The organism is Vreelandella lutescens, assembly GCF_014640815.1.
GTDB lineage: Bacteria > Pseudomonadota > Gammaproteobacteria > Pseudomonadales > Halomonadaceae > Vreelandella > Vreelandella lutescens.
This window is the reverse complement of the sequence record NZ_BMHM01000002.1, coordinates 583,608-604,605: the sequence shown is the minus strand read 5'-3', so window position 1 is coordinate 604,605 and position 20,998 is coordinate 583,608. Positions and strand designations below refer to the sequence as shown.

General features: G+C 54.2%; 20 protein-coding genes, 1 tRNA gene and 1 pseudogene. 14 read left to right on the top strand and 8 right to left on the bottom strand.

The window, feature by feature from the left end; all coding sequences use genetic code 11:
* Window positions 1-43 precede the first annotated feature (43 nt).
* Together IEW65_RS07165 and gloB are read right to left on the bottom strand one after the other, a co-directional pair.
* Window positions 44-1,270, bottom strand: a complete 1,227-nt coding sequence (locus IEW65_RS07165) for a transglycosylase SLT domain-containing protein (protein ID WP_188638793.1) — start codon at window positions 1,268-1,270, stop codon at window positions 44-46.
* Window positions 1,271-1,299: 29 nt separating this feature from the next.
* Window positions 1,300-2,067: a hydroxyacylglutathione hydrolase gene (gene gloB / locus IEW65_RS07160; RefSeq protein WP_188638792.1), complete on the bottom strand. Its 768-nt coding sequence runs from the start codon at window positions 2,065-2,067 to the stop codon at window positions 1,300-1,302.
* 139 nt (window positions 2,068-2,206) lie between these two features.
* On the opposite strand from gloB, the gene IEW65_RS07155 reads away from it, so the two are divergent.
* From IEW65_RS07155 to nudC, 4 genes are read left to right on the top strand one after another with little or no spacing between them, the layout of a single operon-like run.
* The gene (locus IEW65_RS07155; RefSeq protein ID WP_188638791.1) at window positions 2,207-3,004 is read left to right on the top strand and encodes a class I SAM-dependent methyltransferase; all 798 of its coding nucleotides are present in this window, start codon (window positions 2,207-2,209) and stop codon (window positions 3,002-3,004) included.
* The gene (gene rnhA, locus IEW65_RS07150; protein ID WP_188638790.1) at window positions 2,997-3,476 is read left to right on the top strand and encodes a ribonuclease HI; all 480 of its coding nucleotides are present in this window, start codon (window positions 2,997-2,999) and stop codon (window positions 3,474-3,476) included. Before IEW65_RS07155 ends, rnhA begins: the two co-directional genes overlap by 8 nt.
* Entirely contained in the window at window positions 3,464-4,213 is a 750-nt protein-coding gene (gene dnaQ / locus IEW65_RS07145) for a DNA polymerase III subunit epsilon (RefSeq protein ID WP_188638789.1), read from the top strand. Before rnhA ends, dnaQ begins: the two co-directional genes overlap by 13 nt.
* Window positions 4,206-4,979 carry an NAD(+) diphosphatase gene (gene nudC / locus IEW65_RS07140; RefSeq protein ID WP_188638788.1) on the top strand — a complete coding sequence of 258 codons (774 nt, stop codon included), beginning with the start codon at window positions 4,206-4,208 and terminating at the stop codon, window positions 4,977-4,979. Before dnaQ ends, nudC begins: the two co-directional genes overlap by 8 nt.
* A gap of 9 nt (window positions 4,980-4,988) precedes the next feature.
* Here the strand turns inward: nudC and IEW65_RS07135 are convergent, their stop codons facing one another.
* Complete coding sequence (locus IEW65_RS07135; RefSeq protein WP_188638787.1) at window positions 4,989-5,300, bottom strand: SCP2 sterol-binding domain-containing protein; 312 nt, start codon at window positions 5,298-5,300, stop codon at window positions 4,989-4,991.
* Window positions 5,301-5,471: 171 nt separating this feature from the next.
* Between IEW65_RS07135 and sohB the strand changes: the two genes are divergently transcribed.
* Entirely contained in the window at window positions 5,472-6,518 is a 1,047-nt protein-coding gene (gene sohB, locus IEW65_RS07130) for a protease SohB (RefSeq protein WP_188638786.1), read from the top strand.
* A 29-nt stretch (window positions 6,519-6,547) separates the two neighbouring features.
* Here the strand turns inward: sohB and IEW65_RS07125 are convergent, their stop codons facing one another.
* Window positions 6,548-6,868, bottom strand: a complete 321-nt coding sequence (locus IEW65_RS07125) for an ArsR/SmtB family transcription factor (protein ID WP_188638785.1) — start codon at window positions 6,866-6,868, stop codon at window positions 6,548-6,550.
* A gap of 299 nt (window positions 6,869-7,167) precedes the next feature.
* Between IEW65_RS07125 and IEW65_RS07120 the strand changes: the two are divergent.
* The 3 genes and pseudogenes from IEW65_RS07120 to IEW65_RS07110 form a co-directional block, all read left to right on the top strand.
* Window positions 7,168-9,087: pseudogene (locus IEW65_RS07120) on the top strand (propionyl-CoA synthetase); the annotation flags it as partial.
* A 196-nt stretch (window positions 9,088-9,283) separates the two neighbouring features.
* Window positions 9,284-9,952: a 7-cyano-7-deazaguanine/7-aminomethyl-7-deazaguanine transporter gene (locus tag IEW65_RS07115; protein ID WP_188638783.1), complete on the top strand. Its 669-nt coding sequence runs from the start codon at window positions 9,284-9,286 to the stop codon at window positions 9,950-9,952.
* Window positions 9,953-9,968: 16 nt separating this feature from the next.
* Entirely contained in the window at window positions 9,969-10,778 is an 810-nt protein-coding gene (locus IEW65_RS07110; RefSeq protein ID WP_188638782.1) for an alpha/beta fold hydrolase, read from the top strand.
* Here the strand turns inward: IEW65_RS07110 and IEW65_RS07105 are convergent.
* Both IEW65_RS07105 and IEW65_RS07100 read right to left on the bottom strand, forming a co-directional pair.
* Complete coding sequence (locus IEW65_RS07105; protein WP_188638781.1) at window positions 10,759-12,144, bottom strand: 3'-5' exonuclease family protein; 1,386 nt, start codon at window positions 12,142-12,144, stop codon at window positions 10,759-10,761. The genes IEW65_RS07110 and IEW65_RS07105 overlap by 20 nt on opposite strands.
* Before the next feature lie 48 nt (window positions 12,145-12,192).
* On the bottom strand, window positions 12,193-13,350 hold the full coding sequence (locus IEW65_RS07100) for an ABC transporter substrate-binding protein (RefSeq protein WP_188638780.1): 1,158 nt from the start codon (window positions 13,348-13,350) through the stop codon (window positions 12,193-12,195).
* Window positions 13,351-13,510: 160 nt separating this feature from the next.
* Here IEW65_RS07100 and IEW65_RS07095 point away from each other — a divergent pair, with 160 nt between their 5' ends.
* The 4 genes from IEW65_RS07095 (at window position 13,511) to IEW65_RS07080 (ending at window position 16,101) form a co-directional block, all read left to right on the top strand.
* Entirely contained in the window at window positions 13,511-15,217 is a 1,707-nt protein-coding gene (locus IEW65_RS07095; RefSeq protein ID WP_188638779.1) for a potassium/proton antiporter, read from the top strand.
* Window positions 15,218-15,275: 58 nt separating this feature from the next.
* Window positions 15,276-15,366 (top strand) — tRNA-Ser (locus IEW65_RS07090).
* Between the two features lie 95 nt (window positions 15,367-15,461).
* Window positions 15,462-15,803, top strand: coding sequence for a type II toxin-antitoxin system RelE/ParE family toxin (locus IEW65_RS07085; protein ID WP_188638778.1), 342 nt, complete (start codon window positions 15,462-15,464; stop codon window positions 15,801-15,803).
* Window positions 15,790-16,101 carry an addiction module antidote protein gene (locus tag IEW65_RS07080; RefSeq protein WP_188638777.1) on the top strand — a complete coding sequence of 104 codons (312 nt, stop codon included), beginning with the start codon at window positions 15,790-15,792 and terminating at the stop codon, window positions 16,099-16,101. Before IEW65_RS07085 ends, IEW65_RS07080 begins: the two co-directional genes overlap by 14 nt.
* 94 nt (window positions 16,102-16,195) lie before the next feature.
* On the opposite strand, the gene IEW65_RS07075 is transcribed toward IEW65_RS07080, so the two are convergent.
* Together IEW65_RS07075 and IEW65_RS07070 are read right to left on the bottom strand one after the other, a co-directional pair.
* Entirely contained in the window at window positions 16,196-16,975 is a 780-nt protein-coding gene (locus IEW65_RS07075) for a transporter substrate-binding domain-containing protein (RefSeq protein ID WP_188638776.1), read from the bottom strand.
* A 248-nt stretch (window positions 16,976-17,223) separates the two neighbouring features.
* Window positions 17,224-18,543: an acetamidase/formamidase family protein gene (locus IEW65_RS07070; protein WP_188638775.1), complete on the bottom strand. Its 1,320-nt coding sequence runs from the start codon at window positions 18,541-18,543 to the stop codon at window positions 17,224-17,226.
* Window positions 18,544-18,866: 323 nt separating this feature from the next.
* Between IEW65_RS07070 and IEW65_RS07065 the strand changes: the two genes are divergently transcribed.
* Window positions 18,867-19,805 carry a sugar ABC transporter substrate-binding protein gene (locus tag IEW65_RS07065; RefSeq protein WP_188638774.1) on the top strand — a complete coding sequence of 313 codons (939 nt, stop codon included), beginning with the start codon at window positions 18,867-18,869 and terminating at the stop codon, window positions 19,803-19,805.
* A gap of 171 nt (window positions 19,806-19,976) precedes the next feature.
* A complete protein-coding gene (locus IEW65_RS07060; RefSeq protein WP_188638773.1) occupies window positions 19,977-20,987 on the top strand; it encodes an ABC transporter permease in 1,011 nt (336 codons plus the stop codon).
* The last annotated feature ends 11 nt before the right edge of the window (window positions 20,988-20,998 follow it).

Sequence of the window (20,998 nt, the reverse complement as noted above, 5' to 3'; positions counted from 1 at the left end):
CGTCATAACGTCCACGTGTCACCCAGCAGAGCGCTTGGCTCCGCTACTGGCCAGAAAGAGAAAGCAGTTGTCCTGGCTGCAGTGCCTCTGGGCGCTCTATGGCATTCCACCTGATTAAGTCTTGCTGATCAAGATTATACTGTGCGGCAATCGCGGAAAGATTATCGCCACTTTCTACACGGTGCACGGAAGGTGTGCTAGCTGACGCGAGCGAGGTATTGTCGGATTGCGAAAGCTGAGCTAACACCTGTGTATCCACTTCTTCCGGCACTAAGAGGGTTTGTGCACTGCTTGGGTCGAGGCTGCCGTTTAGCAGGCCAGGGTTTAGCTCGGCCAGCGCGGACTGGCTTACATCCAGCAACTGAGAAGCCTGGGCTAAGCTCACCGGCTGTTCCAGCTGCACTTTGGCAAACGCGGGGTCTGGATGGATATCCGGCAGGCTAACGCCATATGCTTCGGGGTCGTTGATGATGGTTGCAATCGCTTTGAGCTTGGGCACGTACTGCATGGTTTCTTGGGGCAGCGATAGATCCCAGTATTGGCCTTTTAAGCCTTGGCTCTGTGCTTGGCGCTGAGCGCGATTGACGGTGCCCGCTCCTGCATTATAAGCAGCTAACGAAAGCATCAAGTCTCCTTCGTACCACTCATCTGCCTGCATTTCTAGATAGTCCAGTGCAGCATCGGTAGAGGTCACTACATCTAAGCGGCCATCATAATTCCCGTTACGAACCAGGCCCAGAGCATCGCCGGTTCCTGGCATAAACTGCCAAAGGCCTGCAGCCCCTAAATGGCTTCGGGCATGAGGGTCAAATGAGCTTTCAACAAAGGGAATAAGGGCAAGCTCGCCTGGCAATCCGCGGTCACTCACCTGCTGGGCAATCCAGGCAAGCCATGGCGTGGCACGCTCGGTGATGGCCGCGATGTTCTGTGGGCTAGAGCGGTAGTATTCGATCCACTCATCAACTCTCGCCTGGGCATCGGCGGGGAGATTTTTTTCTTGCCATTGAAAGCTCGAACGCAGTGAGCTCCAGGCATCCTGGGGTTCAAGCACAAGGGCTTCCCAGAAATGGTGATGCAGGGCCGTCGGCTGAAAACGTGAAGTGCTATTCACACTGCCATTGTTGGCGGTGGCATCATTCACAGTGGTATAGGTGTGGTTTGGGTCGGTGGCAGAGGCTTGTGAACTTGCCGCCGCGGCCAAAAAAAGGCCCATAATTACAGTGCTCCCAGCGCTTAGTAGTAAGCGCTGGCGAATCGTTCGATAGGTCATAGTGGGTTCGTTTCTATTCGATAGCGTTCTTAAAAACGGTTCTTCCACTCCCGCAGAGTGGTGAACGTGGCGAGATCATCATCATTTTCTCCCTGGGTGCCTGCCGCTTGGCGCACGCTATCGGTGCCCACGCGCAGGTAGGGATTGATTTTCAGCTCGCGTCCTATCGTGCTGGGTAAGGTCGGCCGGTCCAATGACCGTGCCTTCTCACACTCCTGAAGTGCGTGCGTAACAGCATCATTCTCAGGGTCGGCAGCACGTGCAAACGTCAGGTTCGCCTGCGTGTATTCATGCGCTGCAAAGACCAGCGTATCCTCAGGGAGTTCCGCAAAACGGTTCAATGAGGTAAACATCTGTTCTGGGCTTCCCTCAAATAAACGCCCGCAACCGGCGCAAAAGAGGGTGTCGCCACAGAACAGTAAAGCGGGGATGCCCGGTGTAAAGTAGCTGATGTGGTCGAGCGTATGACCGGGTGTGGCCATCACTTCAAACAGGCGGCCCATAATACGTACTTGGTCACCTTCACCCACACGCTCATCGATGCCGTTGATGTCGGGATTGGCGGGACCGATGACTCGAGGAGAGTAGCGATTGATCAGCGTCTCAAGTCCACCAATGTGATCCTGATGGTGGTGGGTAATCAGGATCGTATCCAGGGTAAGCGCTTCACGCTCCAGAAACTCGATGACGGGCGCTGCTTCACCGGGATCCACTACGCAAACGCTTTGGCTGGTATCTTGTCGGATAAGCCAAATATAGTTGTCGCTTAGGGCGGGAATCGGTGTCACGCTCATCATGGGCGAGATCCTTTAATGTAAAAATGTTCAAAAAGCCTAACGATTCAAAACGCTTAAATGTTCAAAAAAGCGCTGCTGTGCTTGGAATATGACGCATAGCGTCGCTAAAAAGCAGTTACTGTGGAGGGAAGCGCCGTTTATGTCAAATTCGCCAAAGGCCACTAGCCTTGCCCAGCGTATGACAGACGCGCAGTCATACTGGCAAACAGACGCGGGCCGCGCCCTATGGGAAACCCAGCGCGCCTGCTTGGGCCCTGTGGTGGAGGGCCGCAAAGGCAGGCACAGTCTAGAAATGAGCATAGGCCCAGCGCTGATGACCATGTCTGCGATTGCCCACCCCATTCGTTGGTCGCCAAGTCTTGCCTTGGCCCAGAGCGACTCCACCCTGGTATGCCCGCCGGATCAATTGGCACTGCCTGATCGTTGTCTGGATACCGTCGTCATACACCACTGGCTTGAATACCTTCCTGATGCCCATTTCACACTGCAAGAAGCTGCCCGGGTAACCGCTGATAACGGTGTGTTGGTGCTATTTGGCTTTAACCCCATAGGGTTAAATGGGTTGAGCCGGCGCTGGAGAAAGCAGCAGGATGACTTCCCATGGAGCGGCCAGTGGCGCTCGGCAAACCGCCTTAAAGATTGGCTGGCGTTTGTCGATTTTGAGGTGGAACGCGTAGACTATTGTTGTTTTCGTGGCCCAATGAGTACCGCCTGTGGGGAGCGTTGGGAGGCACTTGGGCGTCGGCATAATTTGCCGCTTGGCGAAAGTTATATGATTCAAGCCCAGCGCCGTCAGCGCCATGCACCCATTCAGCGGGTCAAGTTTGGTCTGCGTGCGCCCGTTTCGCCTTCATCATTGGGGGCGACCCGTACGGGTGCCCCGATGCGATACCCGTCAGGTCATCGTCGTCTAAAAAAGGATAGTGAACGTGAGTAAGCAAGCAGCCGAGGGGCTGCCCCAGGTGACGGTATATACCGATGGGGCCTGTCGAGGGAATCCAGGCCCGGGTGGCTGGGGGGTGGTGTTGGAAAGCGGTACCCACCAGAAAACCTTAAAAGGCTATGAAGAGGATACGACCAATAATCGCATGGAGCTCATGGCGGCGATAATGGCCCTGCGTACGTTGAATAAGCCCTGCGATGTGGCGCTCTGGACCGACTCACAGTATGTGCGCCAAGGCATCACCCAATGGATTCATAACTGGATTAAGCGCGGCTGGAAAACAGCGGCCAAACAGCCGGTTAAAAATGCCGAGCTTTGGAAAACCCTTCATGAAGAGACTCAGCGCCACCGGGTGGAGTGGCATTGGGTGAAAGGGCACAGTGGTCACCCAGGCAATGAGCGTGCAGATGAACTGGCGAATGAAGCCATTGATGAACACCAGAGGAGATCGGCATGCGCCAAGTAATTCTGGATACGGAAACGACGGGCATTGACCCCAAAGATGGCCACCGGTTAGTAGAAATAGGTGCCGTCGAGATGATTAATCGTCGGTTTACCGGGCGTACTTATCACCAGTACATTAACCCAGAGCGCCACATCGACGCTGAGGTAGTGGCGGTACACGGCATCGACGATGCCAAGGTGGCGAATGAGCCGGTGTTTGCTGAGGTGGCGGATGACTTCTGGGCGTTCATTGAAGGGGCCGAGTTGGTCATTCATAACGCGCCCTTTGACGTTGGGTTTATCGACCATGAGCTAGGCATGCTCAACAAGCGCCGCCAAGCACCGGCGCTTGGCCCCGTGCGAGACCACTGCCGTATTTTAGATACGCTGGTCATGGCCCGGGAGATGCACCCCGGCCAGCGTAACAATCTAGATGCGCTGTGTAAGCGTTACGATATTGATAATGGGCACCGGGTGCTCCACGGGGCACTGTTAGACGCCGAAATTCTTGCCGATGTTTATCTGGCAATGACCGGCGGCCAAACAGCCTTAACGTTAGATGCCGATAGCGGTGGCGATAAAAAACAGCAAAACCAAGCCAGCGAAGGTCTGTCGGTGCAGCGTCTGTCGTTAGCGCCGGGGCAGTTGCGGGTCGTGCGGCCCAGCGCTGAAGAGCGCGCTGCGCATCAAGCCAAGTGCGAAGCGCATCAGTTGCGCTGGTTTCAAGAGTCGTTAGACGGTACCACTGCCGATGCTTAAACGTGAGATTCCTCATCATGCCAGGGAAGGGCGGGTGATCCGTGTTTCCCGAAGCCATATTGCGCCAGCGCCTTTAACCGGCGAGCTAAATCCGCTGCAGCCGTTTCAGCCGTGGAGTGAGCACATGCAACCGCTTTGCTACTGGCACGATGAGCCCGTAGCGCTGCTGGTGGAGAATAAGCCAGGAGATGACTGGATTGAAGGAAGGCAGTGGCTAGGGGAGCTGCCGGCCTCTTGGTTTGGCCTGCTCTCTACCGCGTTGCAGGTAGGCGCTTGGCTTGAGAATCATCGTTTTTGCGGTCGTTGTGGGGAAAAAGCCACCAAGCTCGAAGCAGAGTTTGCCATGCACTGCTATGCCTGTGGGCATCGTAATTACCCACGTATCTCCCCCTGTATTATTACCCTGGTCACCAGTGGTGAAGCGATGTTGCTCGCGCGTAGCCCGCGATTTCCCCCTGGACGCTACTCCACGTTAGCGGGATTTATTGAGCCGGGCGAGTCTGCTGAAGAGGCTGTGCATCGTGAGATCTTTGAAGAAGTGGGGGTGCATGTCGATCAGTTGCGTTATCACCATAGCCAAGCGTGGCCGTTTCCCCATTCGCTGATGTTTGGCTTTTTCGCTGAAGCCACCACGCGGCGCATCAAGATTGATGGCGTGGAAATTAGCGATGCCGCGTGGTTTTCGCCACGGCAGTTACCTTCACTGCCGCCGCCGTACTCCATTTCACGAGACTTGATCGAAACTCACTTGGCCAAGTGGCGCTGATAGAGCAGCTTACTGGCCAGGGAATAGGCTAGTCAGCTTGGTGGCCAGCATCACGTTGCCGGTGGCTTTTAGCTTGCCGGTCATAAACGCAGTCATGCCGTTGATGTCACCGTTCATAATACCTTTCAAGGTGTCAGTGCTCATGCTCAGGCTAACCGAAGGATCATCGTGTTCGCCTTCATGTACCCCTAGCGTACCGTCCTGAATATCCAGATAGTGGCTACCGGCATCAGAAAAATGAAACTGGAAAACCTCATTCATACCTTTAGCAGCCTCTGGGTTGAAGCGGGACTGCAACTTTTCAAGCGTATTGGATGACATAGGTAAGTTCCTAAGCGTTAATTGGGTAACAAACAGGTGATGCCTCAGGTGAGACTATTTCAAACAATTGTTTTAATCAAGTCTGATGAGCAACCTGTGCCGAGTATGTGTGCCGAATAGTAAAAAAGCTAAACGTTTTAAACGTTTAAACACAGCAAAAGGAGAGTAACAATGGCTGAATGGCTCGCAGAGATGGGCACATTCTTACTACAAACCACCCTGGTGATGGTGGCCGCTGGGGTAGTGCTGTTAATGGTCATGCGCAGCAAAGAGAGTAACGACCATGGCTTGAAGCTACAGGTCGAGTCGCTAAATGACCAGCGCCGACATCGGCATCGTCGACTGCGTGTCACCACTACTGCGCAAGGCGCACGCAAAAAGTTATTAAAAGCGTTTCGCCAAGAAGAAAAGGCACGACAAAAGGCGGCCAAGCAAGACAAAAGCGATAGCCAAAGCCGTCAAAAAGTGTGGGTGCTGGATTTTCATGGCGATATTAAAGCTTCTCAGGCCGAGCAGTTCGCCCAGGAGGTATCGGCAGTCATCGATGTGGCCAGTGCCTATGATGAAGTGATTGTGCGTTTGGAATCAGCCGGTGGCCTAGTACATGCCTACGGCTTGGCTGCCGCCCAGCTAGACCGGTTACGAGAAGCCGGGCTGACCACGACGGTCTGCATAGACAAAGTTGCGGCCAGCGGTGGGTATATGATGGCCTGCACTGCTCATCATATTAAGGCAGCGCCGTTTGCGGTGATTGGCTCTATTGGTGTAGTGGCGCAAGTGCCTAATATTCACCGACTGCTCAAGCGTAATGATATCGATGTGGAGCTACTCACCGCAGGCAAATATAAGCGCACGCTCACCGTACTAGGCGAAAACACTCAAGAAGGGCGTGAAAAATTCATCGATGATTTGGAAAATACACACCGCCTATTCAAAACGTATGTGTCGAGTCACCGGCCTGAGATGGATATTGAAAAACTAGCCACCGGTGAGATCTGGTACGGCAGCGAAGCGCTTGAGCAAAAGCTGGTGGATAGCGTGGGCACCAGTGAAGCCTACCTGGTAGAGCGCATTGCGCAGGCCCAGGTGTACCGTGTGAAGTTAGAGCCGCCGAAAACCATCAGCCGCAAAGTAGGGCTTGCGATTTCGGCGGGTGTGGAGCATGCCGTGGTCAAGTCGTTAGGGGTAATAGAAGCAGCAGGGTGGCAGCGCCGTTGAGGGCTTGATAAACAAGCAGTAACAGCACGTTACGCTGCGTAATGTTGCGCCAGGGTGGCAATGATCGCCTTGGCGCTTTCGCTGCTCAAAGAGTAGTAAATGGTTTGAGACTCTCGGCGCGTATTCACTAATTGGTCACGACGCAAAATTGCCAGATGCTGAGACAGCGCCGACTGGCTTAGCGACAGCTGTTGGTTGATCTGGGTAACCGACAGCTCTTTTTCCGCCAGTAGACACAAAATCTGAAGCCGTTTCTCGTTCGCCAGCGCTTTCAGCAGGTTGGTGCCTGCCTCAATGGCATGACAGTTATGTTCCAGAAGACGTGCAGCGGCGCTAGTAGAAGCAGACATGAGGATCTCCTTGCCTACACTGTTGTGACAGCGTTGTTATAGATTATGTAGCCATCGTCGCGTCGCGAGGATTGGGTTGTTTAATGATCAGTAATTTAGCGGTTTTTGTCCAAATGTGGGTTTAACGCTCTATCAATGGTAGTGCACGTGTATTTGTCGACAATGTCTGCGTTTTTATACGGCTTTGGTCGCGTTTTATCCCATAGTATGAGGGTGTGATCGGTAGTTACTTTATAAAGTGTCAACAATCCATCTTGACTACTAAGATGCTTCTTCACTGACACAATAATCACAAGGTCACCATGAGCCTCTACCAGCACACCTACCAGCACTCTATCGAGCAGCCAGACATCTTTTGGGCCGAGCAGGCCAAAAAACTGCCTTGGTACACGCCCCCCAGCACTATCCTCACTTACGACGATCAGCAACACGCCCGCTGGTTTGGCGATGGTGAGCTGAATATGTGCTATGCCGCCATTGATTACCATGTAGAGCAGGGGCGTGGAGAGCAGCCCGCCATTTACTGGGACTCCCCGGTGACCCACTCCAAGCAAACGATTAGCTACCTTGAGCTGCGTGACCGAGTCGCGCACTGCGCGGGAGGGCTTGCCCAGCTGGGGGTCACCAAAGGCGACCGTGTCATTATCTATATGCCGATGGTGCCTGAAGCGCTGATTGCCATGTATGCCTGTGCCCGTTTAGGGGCGGTGCACTCGGTAGTGTTTGGCGGCTTTGCGCCTCACGAGCTCGCGGCTCGCATTGAAGACGCTGAACCGAAAGTGGTGATTGCTGCCTCCTGCGGAGTAGAAGTCGATAAGGTGCTGCTCTATAAGCCGATTGTGGAAAAGGCCATTTCGCTGAGCAGCTTTAAGCCGGAGGCCTGCGTGGTGTTTCAGCGTGAGGCGCACCGGGCCGAGCTGCAACCTGGCGATGTTGACTGGCAGGCGCTGGTGGCAAACGCACCATTTGCCGACTGTGTCCCGGTGAAAGCCACCGACCCGCTCTATGTACTCTATACCTCTGGCACCACCGGCAAGCCCAAAGGCGTAGTGCGCGATACGGGCGGCTATGCAGTCGCCCTGGCTTACTCCATGGAGGCTATTTACGCCCTTAACCCAGGCGATGTGATGTTTACCGCTTCAGATGTGGGCTGGGTTGTCGGGCACTCCTATATTGTTTACGCCCCGCTGCTGCGTGGGTGTACCACGGTGGTGTATGAAGGTAAACCGGTGAAAACACCGGATGCGGGTGCATTTTGGCGATTGATTGACGAGTACAAAGTGAAGAGCTTCTTCACCGCGCCGACAGCGTTTCGCGCCATCAAAAAAGAAGACCCCGACGCCAAGCAGCTAGAAAAGTACGATATCAGTAGCCTGCAGCACTTATATGTGGCGGGTGAGCGCTTAGATCCACCGACTTTCCACTGGTTGGATGACTTGCTCGATGTGCCGGTCATTGACCACTGGTGGCAAACGGAAACCGGCTGGCCGATTGCCGCCAACCTGCCGGGCATTGAAGCTGTCGCCACTAAGGCGGGTTCTGCCACGTACCCTGTACCCGGTTTCAATGTCCAGATTCTGGACCGCGATGGTGAGCAGGCTCCCGCCATGCAACAGGGCAGTGTGGTAATCAAGCAGCCGTTGCCGCCTGGCTGCTTGGTAGGTGTTTGGCGCGACCCGCAACGCTTTCATAGCGCTTATATGGCCGCTTACCCAGGCTATTACTTGACTGGCGACGGCGGTTACTTTGATGAAGAGGGTTACCTATTCATCATGGGGCGCACCGATGATGTCATCAACGTGGCGGGGCATCGCCTTTCCACCGGAGAGATGGAAGAAGTGGTGGGCGCACATCCGGCGGTGGCTGAATGTGCCGTCATCGGTATTCACGATGAGCTGAAAGGCCAGCTGCCGGTAGGATTGGTCATTCCTAAAGACGGCTTTAACGGTGATGAAGCCACTTTAGAGGCCGAGCTGATTGAGCGGGTGCGCGAGCATATTGGCCCCATTGCCTGTTTTAAGCAGGTGCTGGTGGTCAACCGGCTTCCCAAAACCCGTTCGGGTAAGATATTGCGAAAGCTGCTGCGTAATATTGCCGATGGGAAATCCTTTGGTATTCCTTCCACTATTGATGACCCTACCAGCCTAGACGATGTGCATGCGGCAATGCGTGAGCATCATGTGGGCGCTGCCGACAGAGCTACTCCTACCGATAGCTAAGTGCTTGCTTAGCTGATGCGCCAGAAGCCGCCCACAACGATGGGCGGCTTTTATTCACGGCTATCCTTGATTCGACTGCTGCATTCCCTCCTTTTATTACACAGAGGAAGGCGTATAATGCGCGCCCCAGTGGCGCTTACCGCGCTTGTTCGAGGGTTCCCTAACCCCTCTCTCTTCCAAAAAAAGGCCCATCTGTATGTTTGCATTAACTGAGGCTCAGCATCGTCGCTGCCTTTTGGTGATGGTTGTTTTCCATATTGCGATTATCGCCGCCAGTAATTATCTGGTTCAGCTTCCTTTTACGTTGTTTGGTTTTCATACCACCTGGGGAGCGTTCAGCTTTCCGTTTATCTTTCTAGCGACCGACTTGACGGTGCGCCTGTTTGGCAAAGGGCCAGCTCGCACGATTATTTTGCGCGTGATGTTTCCGGCACTGCTGGTCTCTTATGTCGTGTCGGTCATTTTCCCTCGCGGTAGTTTTGCCGGTATTGAGGCGCTGGGCGAGTGGAACCTGTTTGTCGCACGCATTGCGGTGGCAAGCTTCCTGGCCTACGTGCTTGGGCAACTGCTGGATGTGCAGGTGTTTGACCGCCTTCGCCAGTGGGCCTGGTGGGTCGCGCCGGTCTGTTCGACCATTTTAGGCAATCTGGCAGATACGTTTGCCTTCTTTGCCACGGCCTTCTATAACAGTCCTGACCCCTTTATGGCTCAGCACTGGGTAGAAATTGCCGCCGTCGACTACGTCATTAAGCTAGCGATCAGCCTGCTGTTTTTCTTGCCGCTCTATGGCCTGTTGCTCGCATGGCTTACCCGCCGTTTATTGGTATGGACAGGCCAGGACGACGCTGCGCCGCGAACTGCTTAACTAATAAGGAATTAGCATGACCGACCATGCCCCTGTGGATCTCTATGCGATGGATTTGCCTGCCGAGGCGGAAGCCGATGCCGATAGCCAGCCGCTTGTGGTGATTCATGGCCTGCTCGGCAGCGCCGATAACTGGCGCTCGCATTTGAAAGTGTGGCAGCGCAAGCGTCGGGTAGTGGCGGTGGACCTGCGTAATCATGGCCGCTCCCCACACGCAGAAGGCATGAGCTACAGTGCCATGAGCCAGGATGTGCTGGCCGTGCTGGATAAACTAGGTATTGAGCAAGCGCACATTTTAGGCCACTCCATGGGCGGCAAAGTGGCGATAACGCTGGCGCGCCAAGCGTCACAGCGCTGCCTTTCGTTAATGGTGGCGGATATTGCCCCTGTGGCCTATCAACATGGTCATGACGATGTGTTTGCCGCTTTGGAACAGGTGCGTGAAGGCAAACCCACCAACCGCCGCGAAGCAGATGCCTTGCTCGCAGAACACGTCGACTCGCGTCCTACAAGGCTCTTTTTAGCAACTAATCTCGTGCGTAACGAGCACGGTGTTATGGATGTTCGGGTTGGTCTGGATGAAATCCAGCGCGGCTATGAAGCCATTATCGGGAAGCCCGATGGTGACGCTCCGTATGAAGGGGCGACGCTCGTACTGCGCGGTGCCGAGTCTCACTACGTGAGTGACGAAATGCTGCCCGCGCTGCGTGAAGTGCTGCCGCGAGCGCGGCTGGTGACGCTGAAAAATGCTGGCCATTGGCTACATGCAGATCAGCCCGATGCGTTCCAGCAGGCCATCGATGCGTTTATAGCGGCGCAATCGTAAGCTGATGCTGTTCTGGAGCGTTTAAAAACCGGTTCAGTATGCGGTAGGTATCTACATCAAACTGCGGCGCGTCGCCTTTTAGCGCTTGGGCGCGCCGTTTGGTGGCCGCGCTGCCCAAGTAGCACCAATGGTCGACGACGTGGTGCGCTACCGGTCCACCTTTGCGGCTTTTTTCACGCACCACGATTCTGCCGGGCCAAGGCCATGCGCTTACCTGTAGCTTGGCAAGCGCCTGCTGTGCACGCTGTGTGTGCTCGTCAAGCTGCTCTCGCTGGCAACATGCTCCTCGGCACTTGCCCAACTGGTGGGCAAAGCAGCGGCCCTTGCCTTTCTCTAAGCCCAATACCTGTGGGCAGAGTTGATACTCTTCCGCTATGCTCCGCAGCGCCTCTTTTGCTTCTTTGGCACTTCTAAATAGCCCAAACAGCTTGCCCGGCTGGGGCTGGCTGATGGCTTTACCGCTCACCAGCGTGGGGCAAGCTGTGTCGCTTGGCCAATACCACGTTTTTAAGCTGCCTTGGCGGCGCAACTGCCGGTTCATAATCGGCATAAGCGTTTTTACGAGCTGCGCTTCCCGCAGCTGCGCGCTTAAATCTCCGGCGGTCTCTTCCCACTCAATGTGCTGGATCTGCTGCGCTAGCCGCATCTCTTTGTCATCTTGATGATCACGCTGAAAATGCCCTAACACTCGGCTGCGTAGATTGATGCTTTTGCCCACGTAAAGCGGCAATCGGTTATGGCCATAAAAGAGATACACGCCCGGGGCACTTGGCAAATCAGCTAACTGCTCGCTAGAGAGGTGCGCAGGCAGGCTACGGTGACGCTGCTCCTCGGCCAGCGCTGCTTTCCAGTGCGCTGGCTCATACTTGGTTTGCCACGCCTGCCACAACCTCCATAGTGCCGTTGCGTCATCTTCTGCCCGATGTTGGCGCGCGCGTGGTATATCAAAATGGGCGAGTAGCGCGGCAAGATTATGCTTAGGCAGCGTGGGGTGTAAGCGTCGTGAAACACGCAAAGTGCATATCAGGTGGGGCCGGTAGGTATAGCCGGCACGCTTAAATTCGTTGCGCAGAAAGCTGGCATCGAACCGGGCGTTGTGCGCCACCAAGCAGGCGCTGCCTAGCCAGTCGTGCAGCTCCTCAGCGATGGCTGAAAAATCAGGGGCGTCGGCCAGCATATCGTCATAAATTCCGGTTAACTGGCTGATGTGTGCGGGGACGTTGATGCCTGGATGCACCAAGCTCACAAACCGCTCAACGACTTCTCCCTCTACCACCTTAAGTGCTGCAATTTCGGTAATGCGATCTCGGGTGGCACGGGTGCCGGTCGTTTCCACATCGATAAACACTAACGGGGTATCGTGCATGCTGCTCCAGCGCGTTGATAGGTCGTGCGTCGTTTAATACGCGGCGTTTTAGCGTTCTATTAATAAATGGGGGTTCACTGCTAAACGTGCCACGGGAAGGCTGGTGGTCGTCACGCCTGCGTTTTGCAGGTAGCTTTCAAACGCTGCATAGCGCCGCTCGTCTAGTGCTGCAGGGCTTAATGCAACGCGGCGGAGTAGGTCGCCCCACGTGCTCTGGTTGATGGGGTTGTCTAGCACTGGGTGTGTCGTTATTAGTAGCGACCACGCGTCTTCAGGGTTCTCAATCATCCAATTGCTAGCCTCTTCTAACGCAATCAACACCCTCGACCAAGTAGTCGCCCGACGGATCATTGAGTCGCTGTTAGCCAATAAAATGAGGCCATCGTGGCGTGGGATATCGATATCGCTATAGCGCACGGTATGGGTAACGATGCCATCGGAAGCGAGCTGTTGGGGCAACGTATGGAAAAAACCGTCCGTGACGGCGTCGACTCTGCTCGAACGTAGTGCATCGGCGGCATCAAAATGCACGCTTTCAGGGGGCACAAAGTCATCTACCTGACGCACCGAGAGGGGCAGGAGTTGTCCTGCCAACATGTCGCGCCCCTCACGGGTGGAAAAACCGTAGTGCAAATCCGCCAGGGTATCCTCAACGGCTGCCGGTGGTGGGGCTTCGCCTGCCACAATGACCGCATTGAGCGGCGTTTCAATGAGTGTGGCGATGCGTGTGATCGGCGTGCCGTCGTGGGCATGTAAATGCAGCAGTGGCTGACGGGTGAGCGCTAAATCCACTTCTCCAGCCGCCAGCAGCTTAATCGCAATGGAGGGGTCGGCAGGTGTTAACAGCTCGATTTCAAGGCCTTGGGCGGCGAATAAACCACGCTCTTTCGCTACAACAAGGGCAGCATGCTGAGGGCTTAAGTACCAATCCAGCATCAGCGTGAGCTGTTTGAGCGGCGGTGGGTCAAGGGGCGGCGGGGGAATCACCCCCATACTAGGCGCTTCTTCCAGCTCTTCAGGCACGCTGTTGTCGTCAGTAGCCCATAACCCTTCAGGAACTGTCACATCGCTTTGTAAAGAGAGAGGCGTTTCGGGGATATCTGCTTCACGCTCTTCGTTTGCGTAAGTCGCTGAAAATGAAAATAATAAAAGAAAGACCAATGACAGTGCTAGCAATGAACGGCCACGCAAAAAAGCGTTCAACATAACCTCAACTCCCGATGGTATGACGGCGGAGTTTAGCTTTCAGGCAAAGCACCTGGCTAGCCCCTTGCATAAACCCTTTACACAAACCAAGTGAACACGCTCAGTAAATTCAGCACTGGCATGCAATAATAGAACGGCATTGATGTAGAGACGGAGAGACATGGACGCAATTTATACGTTCTTCCTAGTAGGTGGTTCCTTGATGGCGCTCAGCATATTAGCGAGCCGCCTTTCTTCCATGATGGGCGTACCGCTGCTGCTGATTTTCTTGGGCCTTGGCATGCTAGCGGGCGAAGAGGGCCTGCTGGGCGTCGAGTTCGACGACTACTCCATGGCATTTACCATCGGCCACCTAGCGCTGGCCATGATTCTGCTGGATGGTGGTTTACGCACGCGTCTTAAAACCTTCCGTGTTGGCTTTCGTCCGGCCCTTTCGCTGGCCACCTTTGGCGTCTTTATCACCAGCGCCATAGTGGGCGTGATCGCCATGTGGGTCTTTGACCTCACGTTGGTGCAGGGGTTGCTGGTCGGGGCGATTGTGGGCTCTACCGATGCCGCCGCCGTTTTTTCCATGCTTAGCGGCAGAGGTGTGAACCTCAACGAGCGGGTAGGGGCCACGCTTGAAATTGAATCGGGCACCAACGACCCGATGGCAATTTTCTTAACATTGATGCTGGTAGAGCTGCTGGTAGGGGATATCGGTGGTATTACCGAAACCCTGCTGTTCTTTATTTCTCAGTTTGGTATTGGCCTAGCCGTAGGGATAGGCGGCGGCTGGTTGAGCGCCAAACTGCTGCGCTGGCTGGATTTAGCCCCTGGCCTCTACGCCATGCTGGCACTGGCGCTTGGGTTTAGCGTGTTTGGATTAACCAGCGTGCTGGGTGGCAGCGGTTTCCTGGCAATCTATTTAGCGGGTTTGATGATTGGTAACCAGCCCGGGCGGCACCTTAACTTTATTCTGCCGGTACACGATGGGCTAGCGTGGCTCAGCCAGATAGGGCTCTTCTTAGTGTTAGGCCTGCTGGTTACCCCCAGCCAGTTATGGGAGGTAGCCTTACCCGCCGGGTTTGTGGCACTGGCGCTGATTTTCGTTGCGCGCCCGCTCGCGGTGCTGATTACCATTAAACCCTTCTTTAAATTTCGCTGGCGAGAAACTTTCTTTATTGCCTGGGTAGGCCTACGCGGGGCAGTGCCGATTGTATTGGCGATTTTTCCTTTAATTGGGGGGGTCGAAAACGCCTCGCTCTACTTCAACGTGGCTTTTGCGGTGGTGCTGATGTCGCTGCTGATTCAGGGTGGCTCGCTTACGCTGATGGCCCGCTGGCTAAGGGTTGAAGTGCCGGTAGGCACCACGCCCAACCGCCGAGGCCCGCTGGGCATTCTGCCGGATAACGACTTCGAGATGTTCGTGTACGTGGTGGAAAACGAAGACCTTGAAGACGTTCCCATTCGTCTCCTGCGCTTCCCCTCTGGCGCGCTGATTTCGGCGCTGTTCCGCAATCACGTCATGCTGCACCCCAAAGGCAGCACGCGCTTGAAGCTAGGTGATGTGATTTGCGTGATTGGCCGCACGGAAGATCTTGTCGCGCTCAACCGCCTGTTCAATGGCGACGCTAAGCTCAAACAAGAGCGCGCCTTCTTCGGTACTTTCACCTTAGATGGCAGCGCGCAGATGCAGGATATCGCCCAGGCCTATGGCTTAACCCTAAGCCCCGGCGAGCAGGATATGACACTGGCAGAGTTTGTCTCGCTGAGGGTAGGCGGGCACCCCGTAGTGGGCGACGACGTGGATTGGCACGGCATCCATTGGGTCGTCAGCGAAATGGAAGGCGGCGAGATAACCCGCGTAGGCTTAAGGCTCTACTAATTTATTCAAAAGGCGTTGACTTACAAGGGGAAGCTGTTATTATACGCATCCATAAGCCGGAGGGATGGCAGAGCGGTTGAATGCACCGGTCTTGAAAACCGGCATAGGTTAATAGCCTATCCAGGGTTCGAATCCCTGTCCCTCCGCCACTTATCTCGAAAAGCCCCTGATTCGTCAGGGGCTTTTTTCGTTGAGATATATCCACTACATGTTTAGTCTGTAGCTTTTAAGCTACGCTAGTGCTATGACTGAACTTACTCATTACCTTACCGCTGATGGTCATGACCCGTTTCAAGCTTGGTTAGATGCTACCAAAGCAAAAGATCGTCAAGCCGCTATGCGAGTTTTGACTCGCCTTAATAGGCTGGCAGCGGGTAATGCTGGGGATACCAAGACGGTAGGTGATGGGGTATGGGAACTACGCATTGCTTATGGGCCAGGCTACCGTGTCTACTACGCCAAGGTAGGCACACGCTTGGTAATGCTGCTAGTAGGCGGCACCAAACAACGCCAGCAAGCTGATATTGAGCAGGCTAAAGCGTTTTTGGCCGACCACAAGAGGAGGGCACGCCATGAGAAGCCATGATGAAGCGGTCATTGAAATGCTTCGTAATGACCCTAGTATGGCGTTGGATTACTTGCGCACCGCCTTTGATGAGCTTGATGAGGACGGTGGAGAATCAGCGTTCCTGATGGCACTACGCCATGTCGTTGAAGCGCAGGGTGGTATGGCACTGGTGGCAGAGCGTGCCAAAGTGTCTCGTGAAAGCCTATACCGCGCTTTATCACCTAAAGGTAACCCAACACTTCGCACCATGACGGCGGTGATTAAAGCCACAGGCATCAATTTCCATGACCTGACCCATCAAGCGCCTGCGGGCTAACACCTCGCAACATGTTTAATTAGTATAAAAGCAAAAGGCAGCATTTCTGCTGCCTCATACGCAAGTGAGCTAAAGAAAAGTTGCGTCATCACCCTTAAATCTTAATATCGTAATCCACGTACTTGTTCATAAGCTCGTCGTAAGTCCCGTCTTCCTTAATCTCACGTAGCGCCTCATTGAACTGCTCTGCTAAAGCCTCGTTACGTGGGTGGAAAGCAGCGGCTACGCCGTGGCCGAAATAGCTTTTGGGTTCACGTATTAGCGGTGAGCTAGTCACTACATTGCTGCCGTCCTGGTTAACCCGAAGTGATGACAGCGCCAGCGGGTAATACATAAAGGCTGCGTCTAGGCGGCCTGAATGAACGTCGACCGCTAAGTCTTCGCCGGTTGCATAGCGGCGCACATCCACCAAGTCGCCGTAGGTATCGGTGATGTAGGCATCACGAATAGTGCCGCGCTGTACGCCTACCGATAAGCCTTCAAGTGCGTCTTGGTCTTCAATATCAATCTCTTTGCCTACCTGAGTCACCCACACACTGGGATTACTGTAGTAAGGCTCAGAGAAAAGCACTTGTTCTCGACGTGCATCGGTAATTGCCATGGAGGAGACGATCGCGTCGTATTTGCGTGCCAGCAACCCAGGAATGATGCCATCCCAACCTTGCTCGACCCATTCACACTCACGCTCAATGCGTCGACATACCTCTTCGCCCAGCTCGACCTCAAAGCCAGTCAACGTGCCGTCGGGCAAGCGATATTGAAAAGGCTCAAAGGGAACGTCAACCGCTAGCCGCAGTGGGGAGTCGGAATAGGCGGGAAGGGCGAACATCAATGATGTTAAGGCGGTTGCTACACCTAGGGTCACTCGAGACATGCCGTTTTTCCTTCTTCTTTTTATATAAGTGTTCATGAAAACTACCATGCTGTCTGGCAAGGCACTACTACGTATGCACCTCTGTTTTATGCAAATGAGCCAGTTGGCCTGTTGAGCACTGCCTGTCAATCGAGAGACTTCGCCTGCAGGAAGAGCGAGTAGAAGTAAGGCGTGTGAGCACAAAAGAAAACGAGCTGCCCATTAGAAAGGGGCAGCTCGTTGCGGGCCAGTAGCTTTAACCAGCGAACCTACAAATCATATTGCTCCCTGGCATAATCCCCCAGCCCTACCTCATCAAGCTTGGCTAGAGGCGCTAAAAACGTCACCTGAATAACCCCCGGTGCCCGGCCAATTTCAATGGCACCGTTAACGGTGGCTCGGTTGCGGATCTCCGCCACGCTCACCTTCAGCAGTTTGGCTGCCCGTTCCAGGCCGTTTTCGATGGCGTCGTTCAGGGTGGCGGCAGTGCCGACTACCGAAATAGGCGCTAGCGGCTCGATATGAGAAACGCCCCATTTTTCCGCAAGCCGTTGCCCCTTGGCCTTTTCCGAGGCGCTGAACGGTTTGGCTAGAGGTGGCAAATCTTCCAGTAGGGGAAAGAGTACCGGGCCATCTAACGGGTAGTGTTTGACGACTTCCACCTGCAGGGTAACGCTGCCGGCAACGTCCATGGTGTGCCCGGCAATTTCACCATCGCCTTGGCCTGCGTGCATATCGCCCATATAGACGCCCGCGCCTCGCACTTTGACTGGCGCAATCAAAATGGCGCCTGCACGTACGGCATCAATGTCCATATGACCATCGGTTTTGTGCTCCGCTAACTGCTCGGGCGTGATCGCGTACTCATGGGGCGCGCCTACCAAAAACGCGCCGAAATCTCCGGCGTTGTGGCTATCCGGCATCGGCATGGAAGGGCACGTACCTAGCTGGCCCATAAACGGGCGTGTGCGAATGAGCGTGCCCGGCATATCAGAAGGTGCATAGTTAAGAATCGAGTGCTGCTTGCTGCCGTCGGGTAGCGCTGAATAGTGATCAGCACGCTGTGCAAATGTGGCGGCGACATCGCTAGGCACGGTGAGGCCAACGGTGCGCGTGTCGTCAAACGTGACGGTATAGCCATGCACAATCTCGAAAGGCTTGACGGGGTTGTTGCACACATCACATTTCACCGCGTCTTGCCCGATACCTTCAATGTGCGTTTCAGGCCACACGGTGTCGCAGGTAGGGCAGCGCGCTGCCACGTAGGGGTCGCCCAGGCAGAAGCCTTCCGGTGAGCTATCGTGGCCAGAGGCTGTCGCAATCGAGGTCACGGTAATCTCGCGTATCCGTATCGCCACGCCGTCGCCTACTTCTGCACCCTCGATAAACACAGGCGTGGTCACTTCATGCCCGCCACGCAAACGGGGCGTAATCATCGGCCCCCAGCAGCCGGGGGCCGTGTTCGCGATGATGGTGCCGCCACTCTCCACCGGCCCCAGCATCGGGGCGTTGGGGTCTAATACGCTGTTGGTAAACTCTTGAACCACAACGCTTCTGCGTACAGGGGTTGAGCTTTGATCATGTTGCATGTTGGCTATCCTTTTGTTTTTAATGCAATTAATGCGCTGTGGAGTGAAGCGCGTCCCGGTAAGGCCCGCCGTGTGGAGATAGGAAGTTAGCGTGGTTATTAACTATTAACCCAAAGTGGGTGGTGTGTACAAGGGTTGTCTATAGTGTCGTGGCTATTAGCCATCCTTGGCGGTATACGGAACGAAGCGCATAAAAAAACCAAATTGGTCATTTCTGTGGTGTGGTCGCGTTGTGCCTTAACAAAGCCGGGCAGTAAGCTCCGAACACAGCCTTACGAGTCTGTAAGCCAACAACAATTAATAAAAACGCTAGGAGAAACAAAATGTTCAATAAAACCGCTATTGCTGCATCGGTCACATTGATGTCGATTGCGACAGCGCACGCCGAAGGCCCTTATCGTATAGGTATTACTCAAAACAACGTGGGTGTCGATAGTTATCAGACGACGTATGAAAGCGCGTTTGAAGCCGCTGCAGAGCGTGAAGGTAATGTGGATGTCGTGGTGCTGGACGCCGGTGGCGATGTGGCCCGACAGATTGGTCAAATGCAAGACCTTATCCAGCAGCGTGTCGACGCCATCATTATTTGGCCTACCAATGGCCAAGCGGTTATTCCCGCTATTCGCCAAGCTCATAGTGCTGGCATTCCTGTCATCGTGACCAACTCTAAAATCGCTGAAGCAGGCATGGAGTTTATTGCTGCTTTCTCTGGGCCGGACAACGTTCAGCAGGGCATTTCCTCTGCTGAAATGATGTGCGATGCCTTGGGGGGCGAGGGTCAAATTGTTCAGATTTCCGGCCAGCCTGGCTACACCACGGCCATGGAACGTGCAGGTGGGTTTGAGGATCGACTGGCTGAAGCTTGCCCAGGTGTCGAACTGTTGGAAACACAGCCCGGTAACTGGAACCGTGAGCGTGCCCAGCGGGTAATGGAAGATTTTCTAACGAAATATGACCATATCGACGGTGTGTATTCTGGCGACGACAACATGGGCGTAGGCGCTTTAAATGCCGCTAAAGGCGCGGGGCGTGCAGACGGAATTATCTTTATTGGAGCCACAAACTTCGCTGTTGGCTACGACGCGATTGCACGCGGTGAATATTATGGCTCTATCTACCAATCCCCGGTGGATGATGCAGAAGCCGCGCTGCAAACCGCACTGGATGTGTTAGCGGGCGAAGATCTTCCGAAAATGAACTTCTTTGACACCCCGAAAATCACCGCAGAAAACCTTGAAGAGTTTGATCGCCCGGTTTTCTGAAGGTAGGGCGTATTACCCAGTATTGATGATGTGAAGACAACTCAATACCGATGGGGTGCGAACCTGAATGCAGGCTTCCTGCGCTGGGAGGCACCGCCAGTGTGACGATAGACATCGTGCATCGTCACCTTCATAGGTGCCTCCCTAGGTGATTTTTTACAGGTGAATAGCATGGCTTCCACAGAACAAACAAAGGTTGTAGTGCCGTTAGGAAAGCTGAGCAAAGCAGGTGTGCTGAGTTTTTTATCGGCTCAGGGCATTCTCATTTTTTTCCTGATCGGCATGTTCGTTTTTTCGTTTTTTTCTGAGCAGTTCCTCTCTCAGTCAAACATTATGACCGTTGTCCGCCAGGCATCCATTATTGGCATTATCGCGGTGGGTGTCACCGTGGTCATTATTGGTGGCAACTTAGATCTTTCTGTTGGCTCAATGCTGTCGTTCTCCACCGTCCTGGTGGTTGATCTACATGACAAAATTGGCCCCACTAACGCCATTCTGTTGATGTTCGCGCTGACCTTGATGATCGGTGCCGTTAACGGGTTTTTGATTGGTTTTCTACGACTCAACTCGCTGATTGTGACGCTGGCTATGCTGTCAGCCATACAAGGGTTTGTGCTGATTTATAGCGGCGGCCAGAACGTCGATATTGCCAATCAAGAGAATACCTGGTTTGCCTTCTTTGGCCGTGGGTTTGTGGGGGGTATTGCGGTGCCTGTTCTGATGTTTGGACTGCTGGCTATCTTGATTCAAGTAGTGATGTCTTACACCGGATATGGGCGACGTATCTTTGCCGTCGGCGGTAACCCGATGGCCGCCGTTTACTCTGGAATTCGTAAAAACTGGTGTGTATTCAGCACATATTTGATCTCTGCTTTCTGTGTGGCGTGCGCCGCTCTGGTGCTTGGCTCGCGGGTCATGGGCTCGCAAAACAACGTGGGGCAGGGATACGAGTTACTGGTGTTGGCCGGCATCATCCTTGGCGGCACAAGCTTGCTAGGCGGTGCAGGCAGTATCTGGAAAACGGTGATTGGCGTGTTGATCCTAGGCTTTATCCAAAATGGCCTTTTGTTGATGGGCTACCCCTATTACATCCAGTGGATCGTGACCTGGGTAATTATCATTCTGGCCGTATGGCTGGACCTCGCTAACAAACGTAAGCGCTTGTTTACGAGCCACTCATAACGCGGAGGAAT